Here is a 14469-nt window from a genome sequence, read left to right as displayed (position 1 = left end):
GCTCAGGAGATTCCCAGTTTATCGAGTTGATCCAGCAGGGCCGCTTCCGCCTCGGCTTCGGAGAGATCCGGCGCTTGCGTGGGTTCCCTGCCGGCATCCGGCTCCGGTGGGGAGGCCAGCTTGTCGGCCAGAAGATCATCCAGGAGATGGTTGAGCAGGGCTTCCAGGGTGGGATAGTCGAACAGCAGGGTGGAACTGAGCGTCACCTGCAAATCCTTCTGCAACCGGGATTTCAACTCCAGGGCCATCAGGGAGTCGATGCCCAGGTCGAAGAGTCGGCCCCGGGGTTCGATCTGGGAGAGCTGTTCGAGACGCAACACCTGACCCACCTGCCGGGCGAGATAGGTTTGCAGAATGTCCCGACGTTGCCGGGGTTGGGACGCCTTCAGGGTGTTGAGCAGCCCTTCTGCCCCCGAGGTGGTGGTTTTCTGGTCTTTGCCGGTGGCGACCATGTGGGCCGTGAACGGGGAGGCGGTTGCCGGGGCATAACGGTTCCAGTCGATGGGCAGCACCCCGACCTGAGCGGTCCGGCCTGCCAGCAGGCGACCCAGGAGACGCAGTCCGACGGTGGGGGGAATCAGGGTCAAACCCTGTTCGGCGAGACGTTTGCGGCTGGCCTGATCGAGGCGGGCGGCCATGCCGACCTCGCCCCAGGGACCCCAGTTGAGGCTCAGTCCCGGCAGGCCGGCGGCACGCCGATAATGGATCAATCCGTCCAGGCCGGCATTTGCCGCCGCATAGTTGCCCTGGGAGGGGTTGCCGAGCAGCGCCGTGATCGACGAGAAGCAGACGAAAAAATCGAGGGGTTGGTCCAGGGAAACCTGATGCAGATTCCAGCCGCCGATGAGTTTGGCCGCCAGGGGAAGGGCAAACCGGGACCAGGGCAGCGTTGCGAGCAGACCATCCTCCAGTTGTCCGGCAAGGTGGAAAATACCGCGCAGGGGGGGGAGGGTGGTGGTCATGGCACGGAAGGTTGCGGCCAGGGCAGCGGCATCGCTGACATCGACCTGGTGAGTCTGGATGGTCACCCCTTTTTGGGTCCAGTTGGCGATGGTCTCCTGAACCCGGGCGTTGGGAGGGGTGCGCCCCAGCAACACCAGGTTTTGTGCCCCGCGCTCCACGAGCCAGCCTGCCACTTCCAGCCCAAGCCCGCCACACCCCCCACTGAGGAGATAGGTGGCGGCGGCGGGCAGGGTGACCTCCGGCGGCAGGGGATCGGCATGAGGTTGAAGGCGGGAGACGTAAAGCCGGTTGTCCCGCCAGGCGAGTTGCTGTTCCGCCTCGGGTGCGGCCAGGGCGGTCAGCAGACCCTCCATGGCCGCCGGGGCAGAGAGGTCAGCCGCTGCCTGTGCCGCTCCCGCAGCCTGGGATGTTGCCGGGAGGGATTCCAGATCCACGCAGACGCTGCGCAATTCCGGATGTTCGACGGCCAGACTCCTGGCCAGACCCCAAAGCGGGGTTTGCAGGCAGCCGGCAACCATATCGTCGGCCACCACGCCCTGGGCACCCCGGGTGACCAGAAAAAGACGCGGTACCGGATCCATCTTGAGGAGTTCCTGAAGCAGGAAAAGCGCACTGCCGGTCGTGCGTGCCAACCGGGAGTGGAGATCCCCTGTATCTGGAGCTTTTCCGTCGGGAGCCTGTGCGTCAGGAGTTTTTTCGTCGGGAGCCTGTGTGTCAGGAGCTTTTCCATCCGGGGTCTTTTCGTCTGGAACCTTTCTGTTGGCAGGCAAAGAAGACCAAAGATGAACCACCCCTGTCAGAGGCAATTTATCAAGGGTCTGGCGCAGAAGGCCAAAGGCCTGGGCATCTTCCGGATCCAGGGTATACTGGTCCGTGGCCAGGGTGTGCAGGGCACTCCCTGTTTGGCCCGGGAAGACCCGCAGGCAGCGGCATCCTTGTTGTTGCAACCGGGCAGCCAGGGCGGCACCGGCACCATCCCCGGGATTTTCCAGCAGCAGCCAGGTACCGGTGGGATGGGCAGCGGGCTGGGAAGAAGGGGGAAGGGGTTGCCACTGCACCTGGTAGAGCCAGCGGGTGTGATCGGCATTTTGCAGCAGGGCCTCACGTCCTGCCTTGCGACCTTCCAGGCCGATAAAATCGGCCACCCGTTCGCCATGCTCCGTCACGATATGCATGTCCCCGAGCAACCGGCCCTGGGCCGCCGCCTCGGGCCGCAGGCGGGCGTAGGCCCAGAGGTTGGTGTTGCCGGGGGGACGGTGAAAATGGACCGCCTCCATGCTGAAGGGAATGAAACTCTCTTCGACATCGATGGCCAGGGTCATGACCAGCAGACCAAAACAGGAGTCGATCAGGCCGGGATGGAGCTGATAACGGCTGACGACGCTTTCCAGACCTGTCGGCGCACACAGCCTGGCCATGGCCTCCTGGTTGCCGACCCGCAAGGCACGCAACCAGCGATATCCGGGACCCACGACAATCTGCCGTTGGGCCTGGGTGGCATAGACGGTCTCGGGATCCAGATCCGGGCCGCAACGGTTCCAGATGGCTTCCTGGTTGGCCAGAACCTCCCGGGGTGTGGCATCCGTTGCCGGGGTCGGGAGCAGACGCCCCGTGGCATGGAGATTCGGTTCGGTGTTGGTCTCGGCAAAACTGACCAGACGAAACTCGGAGCCTTTTTCCCGCTCGCCGGCCTTCAGGACGAGCTGCACGGTGCGTTCTCCCTCTTCGGGAACCACCAGCGCCTGGGGAAAATAAATGTCGCGCAACTGACAGGCCGCCGTACCCAGAACCTGCTGACCTGCTCCCAGGACCAGGGAAATATGCGAGGCCCCGGCCACGACGAGTTCCCCGAAAATGCGGTGATCTTCCAGGAATGGAAGATTTTTTTTGCTGAAGAGGGTTTCGAACAGGGTTTCGGTCAGCAGGGGGGAACGGAACCAGCGACCGAGCAGGGGGTGTTCCAGTCTGGCCTCGCCATGCAGGGGGGTACCGCCGCCGTCGAAGATCACCTCGCGCCAATGGCGACGACGCTGAAAGGGATAGGTGGGGAGTGTGGTCCGGCCCCGGCCCAGGGTTTCCCATTTGACCGGGCCGCCACGCACAAAATAACCACCCAGGGCCGCCAAAACCGTTCGCCAGGCAGGGTCACCCTTGCGCAGGCTGGGGAGCCAGGCTCCCGGATCGTTGGCGATGGCCGGGTGAGTGGTTTCGAGAACCCCCTTGCCCATGCCGAGCAGTGTCGGACGCGGACCAATCTCCACGAAGAGATTGCACCCCCTGGCGGCCATTTGGATCATGCCATCGGCAAAGCGGACCGGACGCCGAACATGTTCCACCCAGTAATCCCCCTGCCGCAGCCGGGACTCCGGCAATTGGGCATCCACATTGGCAATGACGGGGATGGTGCCGGTCTTGAAGGGAATCTGATTGGCCACCGTGCGGAAGGCTTCCAGCATGGGATCCATCAGGGCGGAGTGGAAGGCGTGCGACACCTGCAAGGGGCGGCAGGTGATGCCCAGGCCGGTAAAATGGGCAACCACCTGGTCCACGGCGGCACGGGTTCCGGAGATGACGGTATTGCGGGGTCCGTTGACACCTGCCACGGAGAGGGCATCCCCATGGGTGGCCACCACGGCACTGACTGTGGCCTCGTCGGCCAGGATGGCGCTCATGGCTCCCCCTGCCGGCAGGCTCTGCATGCCACGGGCGCGGGCGGCGATCAGGTGCAGACCCTCTTCCAGGGTGAAGAGTCCTGCCACGCAGGCGGCGGCATATTCGCCGACACTGTGGCCCAGCATGGCCACCGGCTCCACGCCCCAGGATTGCCAGAGACGGGCCAGGGCCACTTCCAGGGCAAACATGGCCGGCTGGGTGTTGCCGGTCTGATCGAGTTCCGCTGCCTGTTCCGGGGCAAACAGGACTTCCAGCAGGGAACGACCCAGCAGGGGCTTCAAAACCGAATCGCACTGGTTGAGGGTATCGCGAACCAGGGGCGATGTCTCATAGAGTTGGCGACCCATGCCGGAATACTGGGATCCCTGACCGGTGAACAAAAATCCCACCTTGGGCGGGCCATCCGTGGCCGACTGGGTGCCGGAGATGATCCCCTCTTCCAGGCGTCCGGCGGCAAAGGCGGCCAGACGGGTCCGGGCCTCTTCGCGGTCGGCGGCCACCACGGCCAGGCGACGACGGAACAGGGTTCGCGCCGTGCCCGCCGTCCAGGTCACGGCGGCAAGATCCACGTCTTCATGGCGCAGGGTTTCGGTGGCATACCGGTTGGCCAGGGCGTGCAGGGCATCTTCCGATTTGGCCGCCAGGGGGAGGAGATACATCGGCGGTTGGGGGATTGGCGGGCTGGCCAGAGCATCCGTGGCCGAGGGTTCCGGTTCCGAAAGAACCAGATGCACGTTGGTGCCACTGAAACCGAACGAACTGATGCCCGCCACCCGCAAGCCGCCACCCGGGACCTCCCAGGGTGTCAACCGGGTGGGTATCTCGACGGGAATATCCTTCCAGGGAATGAACGGACTCGGATTTTTCAGGTGCAGGTGGGGCGGCAGGGCACGATGTTGCAGGGCCAGGACAACCTTGATCACCCCGGCAACCCCGGCGGCTCCCTCCAGATGACCGATATTGGTCTTGACCGAGGCCACCCGCAGTGGATGGCTTTTGGAGTGACCGGGACCGAACACATTGCCCAGGGAACTCATTTCGATGGGGTCGCCGAGGGAGGTACCGGTGCCGTGGGCCTCGATGTAGCTCACCTGGGAGGGGTCCAAATTGGCGCGGGCCAGGGCCTGACGGATGACATCCTCCTGGGCGGGGCCTCTGGGGACCGTGAAACCGCCGCTCGGACCATCCTGGTTGACCGCCGAGCCGCGAATCAGGGCACGGATGACATCACCATCCCGTTTGGCGTCCGCAAGACGTTTGAGAACGAGGACCCCGCACCCCTCGCCCCGGGTATAGCCGTTGGCCGCCGCATCGAAGGTTTTGCAACGCCCATCCACGGACAACATGTGGGCCTTGGAAAAGGTGATGGAGTAGCCGGGATGGGTCAGGAGATGGACGCCGCTCCCCAGGGCCAGGTCACACTCGCGCCGCCGCAGACTTTCGCAGGCCAGATGCAGGGAGAGCAGCGAGGAGGAACAGGCCGTATCCACAATGAAACTCGGCCCGGTAAAACCGAAGAAAAACGAAATACGCCCCGCCACCGGGGCAAAGGCGCATCCGGTTCCATGATAGGCATCCACTGCATCCAGGGGACCTTCACCCATCAGGCGGATGGCGTGATCCAGGCTGCACACCCCGACAAAAACCCCGGTGCGGCTGTTGAACAGCCGTTCCGGGACCAGGTTGGCATTTTCCAGGGCTTCCCAACTCACCTCCAGGAGCAGGCGTTGCTGGGGATCCAGACTCTCGGCCTCGCGGGGTGAAATTCCGAAAAACGGGGCATCAAAACTGTCGATCTGGGGCAGAAATCCCCCATTGCGGGTACAAATTTTGCCCGGGGCTTCCATGTCGGGGTCGTGATAGGCGCTGATGTCCCAGCGCGACTTGGGGAGTTCGACGATGGCATCGATGCCATTCTGGAGCAGATGCCAATACCCCTCCGGATTGTCGGCACCACCCGGAAAGCGGCAGCCATAGCCGATGATGGCAATGGGTTCGCTGCGTTCTTCTTCCAGGGTTTTCAAACGGGTCTTGAGGCCCTTGATTTCCAGCAAGGCCTTGGCCATCAGGGCACGGTAATTTTCCTGTTCCTGACTCATGGGGAGGGTGCCTGTCGTTTATTGGGGTTCCATGCTGATTACATATCCCTGCCTGGCAAGGGACGATCTTTGCGTTGTTCACGTTGCCACTCAACCGGGTCACCAAACTTTCGGACCATTTCAGCATTGGCATGGCTTCTTGCCAGGTGGGCAAGCAAATCACCATTTGGCTTTGATTCCGGAGAATTTTTATCTGAGACCTGTTCAGGTTTGTCCATGTTGATTGTCTTTCAACAGTTCTGGTTGATCATCAACAAAAAAATCAGGATAAACTCAACTCCCGGGTCAGAAGATCGGCGAGTTCCTGTTCGGAGAGAGAGTCCAGGTTTTCAACCAAGGGTTCAACTGTTTTTTTATCAGGGTCGGGTTCGGTCGGGGCTGTCGTTTTTTGCCAGCCCAGCACGTCACGTCCCAGGTGATCGACCAGGACATCCACCATCGGAAAATCAAACAACAGGGTGGCTCGCAGGGTACACCCCAGGCCGCTGGCCAGACGATTGCGCAGCTCCACGGCACCGAGCGAATCCAGGCCCAGATCGAAAAATCGCGTGCGGGTGGCCAGTTGTTGCGGGTCGGTCATGCCCAGGGCATGGGCCACTTCCCGGCGCACATGGTTTTCCAGGTGTTGCCAACGCTCGGGGAGGGGGAGGTTGGTCCATGTCGAGGCCAGATGGGTTTCGGCGGTGGTTGTGGCTCCCGGGGCAGGGGAGGGGGTGGCGGGCATCACCTGCCGCAACTGGCGATAGAATGGCGGTGGCGCGGCAAAACGGGCCAGGAAGCGCGACCAGGTGATCGGCAGGACGCACACGTTGCCGGTCATTTGGTCATTGCCGGTCTGGTCGTTACTGATTGTCTGGCCCTTGTTGGTCGTCTGGCCGGTGCTTGTTGTCTGGCCATTGCTGGTCGTCTGGCCGGTGCCGGTCGTCTGGCCGAGCAATCGACCCAGGATGGAAAATCCCTGTTCCAGGGACAAGGGGTCCATGCCCATGGCCTGGAGGCGTTCCTGTTGTTGTGCGTCGAGTCCTGCCGTCATGCCGATCCCGTGCCAGGCCCCCCAGTTGATTCCCAGGCCCGGCAACCCTTCTGCCCGGCGCTGCCGCATCAGGCCATCCATGAAGGCGTTGGCGGCGGCATAGTTGCCCTGTCCGGCCAGACCCAGGACGGAGACAACCGAGGAAAAACCGACAAAATGGGCCAGGGGCAGATTCCGGGTCAGAAGATGCAGGTTCCAACTGCCGGCACACTTGGGGGCCAGCACCCGGGCAAAGCGTTCCCAGGTCATGCCGGTCAGCACACCGTCATCAAGGATACCCGCCGCATGAAACACACCCCGCAGGGGGGGCATGGTTGCCTGCAATTGGGCCAGGGCCGTTGCCAGTTGATCGTGATCGGCGCAATCGACCTGCCAGGTGGTCACCTGGGTGCCCCGGGTACGCAGGGCAGCGATCCGTTGGGATGCAGCGGCATCCGGCGGACGACGACCCAGCAGGGCAATATGCCGGACCCCCTGGGTTGCCAGCCATTCGGCGAGTGCCAGACCCAGACCGCCCAGACCGCCGGTAATCAGGGTTGTGGCCGCATCATCCAGCAGGGCAGGCCAGGCGGATTGGGTTGTGGTTGCCGCTGCCGATGCTGCCGTTGTTGCCGCTGCCGATGCTGCCGTTGCTGATGCTGCCGTTGTTGCCGCTGCTGATGCTGCGGTTGGCACGGGTGCGGTAAATGTTTCTGTTCGCATGGCTGCGGGTGGTGGCAACGGTGGCAACGTCAGTGTGGCGAGTCGGGAGACCAGGGTGGAACCCTGACGATGGGCGAGTTCCGGCTCTGCATCCGCCGTGGCCAGAAGAGTCAACAGGTCGCTGCCGCTTTGTTCCGGCGAGACCGTCGGGTCAAGATCGATCAGGCGACAAGAAAAGGCCGGATGCTCGGTACGAATCACCCGCCCCATGCCCCACACCATCTGCTGGGTTGCATGGCCCGGCTCGCCGGCCTGGACGGCAACACCGCCACACGTGACCAGCCAGAGCGGGGCTGGCGCGGCCTGCCCGGCCAAAGCCTGCACCAGATGCAGCAGACCGCCACAGACCAGCCGCTGCTGAACCACCAGTTCCGCAGTTGTGGGCAGGGCGGGGAGTTCCAGACCCCAACCATAGAGAATCCCCTGCAACGCCCCACCCACGCTGGCGAACAGGTCATCCAATGCCGCCGGGGCAGCGGGATCCAGTCGGTAATGATCCTCGGCCACGATCTGCAAAGAGGTTTCCGCCGCCGGGGTGACCATCACCACCCGGTCGCCCCTGGCCCGCAACTGCCGGCCTGCCGCCGCAATCAACCCGGCCCCGTTGGTAAAAATCAACCAGGTTCTGGTTCCGGATGCATCAAGCACCCGGATCCCGGCAGCATCCGGGCCAGGCGTTGCCAATGCCGGACGGTTTACCCACTGGACCTGATACAGGGGATCATCCAAACCCCGGGTCAGGTCGCGCAGCAACAGACGACTCTCCACCCGACGCACCCGGAAACCGACCGCTTCCGCGACCAGTTCCCCCTGGGCGGAGAGGAGCCGGACGTCGCTGACGATCATCGGATCGTTGGGGGATGTGGCGGGATCACGCCGCAGAAGCAAATGGCTCCACAGTTGGGATCGGTCAGGATTTCCCAGATAATGAAATCCCTCCAGGGAAAACGGGACCACGGCCTCGGTTGCGGTCAGGGAGAGCAGACCGGTGATGATCTGGAGCATGGAGTCGATGAGACCGGCGTGGAGTCCCGGGTCGTTTTGGGCCAGCGCGGGCGTTTCCGGACGCAGACGGGCCAGGAGTTCGCCTTCCCCCTGCCAGAGGCTCTCCACCCAGCGAAACTCCGGCCCCAGCGTGATGCTCTGCTGCCAGATGTCCGTGTAAAACGGTGCCAGGATCTGTTGCGGGCAACGAGCCTGCACGGTGGCCAGGGGAGTCTCCGGCAGCCGGGGGGTGACCGGTCCGGCCCGCAGGCGGCCACTGGCATGCTCCTCCCAGGATTGGGGGGTGTTGCCCGGGAAGGTTGGCACGCGGTCTTCCGCATCCGGGTCACTCTCTTCCGCCTGACTGAGCAACCGGAAACGGTGGCCGTTTTGTTCCTGGGCAGCGTCGGGGGGTTCCAGGAGAAGCTGTACCCGGCGTCCGCGTTGTTCGGGGATGACGAGCGCCTGCGGAAAGATGATGTCTTCCAGGGCGCAGGAGGAGGTTCCAAAGCCGGCCCGGGCCGCCGCCAGCAACAGGGACAACTGGGCCGCCGCCGGGACCACCAGATGGGCAAAAACCCGATGTTCTCCCAGGAGAGGCAGCCGTTCGATATTGAACGAGGATTCAAACAACATTCCCCGCAGCAGAGGCGATTGCACCCGGCGTCCGAGCAGATTGTTGGTCACCTGACCGTGGCTGCCCCCTGCCGATGGGCGGGTGCCGGCTGCGCGGGACAGCGTGGCGGGCGGGGTGGCCAGCCAGTGGCGTTGCCTCTGGAAAGGATAGGTGGGCAGGGCGATCCGCTGGCGGCGATATCCCTGGTCAAATCCCCGCCAGTCGATGGCCACACCACGCAGAACGAGTTGGCCGAGGGTGGATAAAATTTGCGGCCAGACCATTTTTTTGGGACGCAACGATGGCAGCCAGAGACGTTCCGCGCTGCCTTCCGGGCCGGGAACAGCAGGGGCAATTCGCTGCCCCAGGGCCAACAGGGTGGGCTGCGGGCCAATCTCCAGAAAAACATCGCATCCCGATTCCAGAAGGGAGCGCATGCCGTCGCCAAAACGGACCGGTTGCCGCACATGGGCCACCCAATAGTCGGCGGAGGCCATGGCGTCGCTGATGGCCTGACCGGTCAGGTTGGAAATGACCGGCAGGCGAGGCGGCTGGAAACGGACCTGCCGGGCAGCCCGGGCAAAGGGTTCCAGGATGGGATCCAGGAGCGGGGAGTGAAAGGCATGCGAGACCGTCAGGGGCCGGAGTTCCACCCCCTGCTTCTGGAGGATCGTCGCCACCCGGGCCACGGCCTCCTTTTCCCCGGCGATGACCTGACTGTTGGGACCGTTCATGGTGGCAATCACCACCTGGGCTTCGGAGCCGATGGCGGCGGTGACCCGGGCCGCATCGGTCTGGACGGCGACCATGCTGCCATTGCCAGGCAGGGAGTTGATCAACCGCCCCCGTTCGGCAATGAGCCGCAAGCCATCTTCCAGCGAAAAAACCCCGGCGATGCAGGCGGCGACATATTCACCGACACTGTGCCCCATGACCGCCGTCGGGGTGACGCCCCAGGCCCGCCACATTTCCGCCAGGGCATACTCCAGGGCAAACAGCGCCGGCTGGGTATAGGCCGTCTGGTCGAGCCGGCCATCGTACTGTCCCTCTCCGGGCCACAGCAGATCCGGCAGGGAACAGCCGAGGAGGGGTTCGAGAATGGCCTGACAGCGGGCAAACGCAGCCCGGAAGACGGGTTGCGTGGCATACAGCGCCTCGCCCATGCCCACATATTGGGAGCCTTGGCCGGTAAAGAGCCAGGCCACCCTGGGTATCTGTCGGCCATCGACCCGGGCGCTTTGCCAGTTGCCTGGCTGGTTGGCTGTGAAGGCGGCCAGGCCGGCCTGCATCTCTGCCCCGGTGGTTGCCGTGACGACCAGACGCTCGGAAAAAGCCGCCCGGCCAACGTTAGCGCTAAAACAAAGGTCGGCAAGAGAAGGGATTGACTCGGTGGTAAAAAGTTTACGGTAACGGTCCGCCAAGGCTTGCAACGCTTTGCCATCCTTGGCGGAAAGCGTGAGCAGATGCCAGGGGCGTTCGCTCTCCGAAGAAAATGCTTCCCCTGTCCGGACTGCCAAAGAAGAAAACGCTTCCCCTGTCCGGATTGCCAAAGAAGAAGACGCTTCCCCTGTCGGAGTTACCGGAGTGGCAGGTGGCTCGGGTGGTGGTTCGGCCAGGATCACATGCGCATTGGTCCCCCCAAAGCCAAAGGAGCTGACACCGGCAATTCGGCGACCAGCAGCAGGGGAGTCCCAGGGGTGCGGGGTGGTCGGCAGGAAAAAGCGGGTTGCGTCCAGCTCGATGAGGGGATTGAGGGTGTGCAGATGCAGATTGGGAGGAATCTCGGCATGTTGCAGACTCAACACCACCTTGCTGATGCCGGCAATCCCGGCGGCACCCTCCAGGTGACCAATATTGCTTTTGACCGCGCCGATGGCACACCGCTGCCCGGCTGGACGCCCGGCGCTCAGGACGGCCTGCAAGGCTTTCATTTCGATGGGATCTCCCAGGGGGGTTCCGGTTCCATGGGCCTCGGCCAGGGTGATCTGGGCGGGTGTCACGCCGGCTGCGGCCAGGGCCTGCCGAATGACGGCCTGTTGTGCCAGACCATTGGGTGCGGTCAAGCCATTGCTGCGGCCATCCTGGTTGATGGCCGAACCCAGAACCAGGGCCAGGACGGTATCCCCATTTTTTTGGGCATGGCTCAAACGCTTGAGAACGACCACACCGCACCCTTCGCTGCGCACATAACCGTTGGCGGCGGCATCGAAGGTTTTGCAACGGCCATCGACCGCAAGCATCTGGGCCTGGGAAAAGGCGATGCTCATGTGCGGGGTGAGGATCAGGTTGACCCCCCCGGCCAGAGCCAGATCGCACTCTCCATTGCGGAGTGCTTGACAGGCTTGGTGAATGGCCACGAGTGACGACGAGCAGGCGGTATCAATCGCCACACTGGGTCCCCGCAGATCCAGTTGATAGGAAAGCCGGTTGGCGGCAATGCTCATCGCCTTGCCGGTGCCCGTATAGGAACTGATGGTCCTCTCATCCTGGAGCAGCCATTGGCCATAGTCGTCTGAACAGATGCCGATGAAGACCCCGGTTGCACTGCCGGCCAGGGATTCCGGGTTGATGCCGGCCTGTTCCAAGGCCTCCCAACTGACCTCCAGCAACAGGCGTTGCTGGGGATCCATCACCTGGGCTTCATAGGGAGAGATGCCAAAAAATCCGGCGTCAAAACCATCCACCTGGTCGAGAAATCCCCCAAAGCGGGAGTTGATCTTCCCCGGAGTGACCGGTTCCCGGGCAAAATAGTGTTCGGCGTCCCAGCGGTCATCGGGGACGACGCGGATGGCATCGATGCCCTGGTGCAAAAGATTCCAAAATTGTTCCGGATCGTCGCTGCCGGGAAAGCGCAACCCCAGACCGACGATGGCGATGGGATCGTTGTGTGCAATGGGATCGCCACGTTCGGCAGGCGAGGACGCTGAATGAATACCGGCATGAGGCGCAGTTCCGGGCGCAGCGCCACACAAGTGCCGGGTCAACAGATCGATGGTGGGATAATCCCAGAGCAGGGTCGGTGCCAGTCCCTCCTCACCCAGCCAGGCTTCCAGGTCACCGACCAGCATGACAGCCCCCTGGGACGACAGGCCGTAACTGGCAAACGGTGCCAGACGGTCCACCTGGGTGACAGGAACATCCAGGAGTTTTGCCAGTTGGGCCAGCAACCAGGCTTCAAGGGCCGGTGCTGCGGGTCGAGAGGGTTGGGAAGTTGCTGCGGACGGGAGAGACCCAGGTGCCGCAGACGGGAGAGACCCCGACAATGTCGTCGTTGCCGGCGTGACTGCTGGCATGCCTGCAGTAGAGGTCACCGGCAAGGGTGCTGCCGGCGAAGTCGCTGGCAAGTCCGCTGTGGATGTCACCGGCAAGGGTGCTGTCGGCAAGGTTGCTGGCATGCCTGCTGTAGAGGTCACCGGCAAGGGTGCTGCTGGCGAAGTCGCTGGCATGCCTGCTGTAGAGGATGCCGGCGCGATTGTTGCGGATTTGATCACCGGGGATGCAGGAACATGACGTTGCCAACTGGCCACCACCTCGAAAGAGTGTTCCAGCCAGGCTTTACGGCAGGCGCTGTGTTGCAGTTTGCCGCTGGAGGTCTTGAGGATTTGACCCTTTTTGAGAAACAGCAGGGAATAAAGTTCCAGATCATGGGTCTCGGAGAGTGCCTGGCGCACAGCGGCAAACAAAGGTTCCCAATCTTCCAGGCGGTACTCCACCTCGACCACGATGACAAGTCGTTCAGTCTCGTCAATTTCCACGGCAAAAGCGACACAATGATCCGGACGAAAGACCGGATGGACATTCTGGACAGTCAGCTCCACATCCTGGGGATAATGATTGACCCCGGCGATGATGATCAAATTTTTGAGACGACTGGTGGGATAGAGTTCACCGTTGCGCAAAAAGCCAAGATCGCCGGTGCGCAAAAAATCGCCCCGTTCGGGGGCATCGGCCAGGCGGGCGTGAAAGGTGGCGCGACTCTCTTCCGGGCGCTGCCAATACCCCTGGGCCACGCCGGCATCCTGGACCCAGATTTCCCCAACCCGATTTTCCGGCAGGGCGTGCAATGTGTCCGGATCGACAATCACCACCTGCACGGTGCCGATGGGGGGGCCATTGCTGACGATGGATACGGGCGGCAGGGTGGTCTGACTTGTTGCCGGATCGTAATCGATGACCGTTTGTCTTGTCCCCATGGCCACGGGGTCGGCCTCCATGGCCTGCGGCAGATCACCATGGGATTTGGTCGAGACGATGAGCGTCGTTTCAGCCATGCCGTAGATGGGATAATGCGCATCAGCCCGAAAACCGCAGGGACCAAATGCTTCCTGAAAGCGGTCCAGCGTACTTTTGCGGACCGGCTCGGCACCGTTGCCGGTGAATTGCCAACTGCTCAGGTCAAGCGTGGCTTTTTGTTCAGGGGTGATTTTATGGACACACAGCTCGTAGGCAAAGTTGGGGCCATGGGAGTGTGTCCCACGATAGCGATGAATCGCTTCCAACCAGCGCAAGGGGCGCTTGAGAAAGGTAAGAGGTGAAAGAATATAGCAGGAGTTGCCGTTATACAGGGGCTGAATCAGGCCGCCGATCAGGCCCAGATCGTGAAAATACGGGACCCAGGTGATGCTGACGCTGTCGGGCGTAAACTTCCAGGCTGTCTGGAGCAGATGGGAATGGTGGATGATATTATGGTGGGTCACCACCACGCCCTTGGGAATGGATGTGGAACCCGAGGTATATTGCAAAAAGGCGATGCCTTGCTTTTCCAGGGGTGGCATCTGCCAGGCTGAGGCGGACTCCCCGGCCACCTGATCGCTGGCCAGCCACTGCATGGGCGGAAAATCGACCAGATCATCCTGGTCCCGGGTCAACAGGTCGATCACATCCCGGGTGGCCAGCACCAGGGATGCTTGCGCATCCTGAGCGATGGTACGCAGACGGGGCAGGGTTCTCCTCAGGCGGGCCGCATCGGGAGGTGGTGCGGGAATGGCGATGATCCCGGCGTAGAGTGCCCCCATGAAGGCCGCCATGAATTCACTGCCGGGCGGATAGAGCAGGAGGGCACGCTCCCCCTGGCGTCCACCCAGGCGGGCCAGCTCCACGGCAATGGCCCGTGCCTGCCGATCCAGTTCGGCAAAAGTATACCGGTCGGTCTCGACCTTGCCATCCTTCAGAAAAGTGAACGCCATCTTGTCCGGTGTGGATTCTGCGTGAAAACACAGTAATTCAACCAGATTTTCATGTATTTTATGGGCAAATCGACCAGCCAATGCAAGCCATCCTCAAGGTAAAACCAGAAAACAGGCCATAAAATCATCCGGGCAGGGACGACGGTTGCGGAATCATACAAGAAAGGTGCAGCGTGTACAACCCGCAACCGTCGTAAAAAAGTCAGGCGCAGG

Annotated in this window: 2 protein-coding genes; both read right to left on the bottom strand. The window is 62.5% G+C overall.

What is annotated here, in order from left to right:
- Positions 1 to 2: 2 nt before the first annotated feature.
- Positions 3 to 5735 carry an SDR family oxidoreductase gene (locus HQL65_02175; GenBank protein MBF0135019.1) on the bottom strand — a complete coding sequence of 1911 codons (5733 nt, stop codon included), beginning with the start codon at positions 5733 to 5735 and terminating at the stop codon, positions 3 to 5.
- Between the two features lie 262 nt (positions 5736 to 5997).
- A complete protein-coding gene (locus tag HQL65_02170; protein ID MBF0135018.1) occupies positions 5998 to 14337 on the bottom strand; it encodes an SDR family NAD(P)-dependent oxidoreductase in 8340 nt (2779 codons plus the stop codon).
- Positions 14338 to 14469: the final 132 nt, after the last annotated feature.

It is taken from the genome of Magnetococcales bacterium (assembly GCA_015228935.1).
GTDB lineage: Bacteria > Pseudomonadota > Magnetococcia > Magnetococcales > DC0425bin3 > HA3dbin3.
Note: the sequence above shows the minus strand (reverse complement) of the source record. Positions and strands in the feature narration are given on the sequence as shown.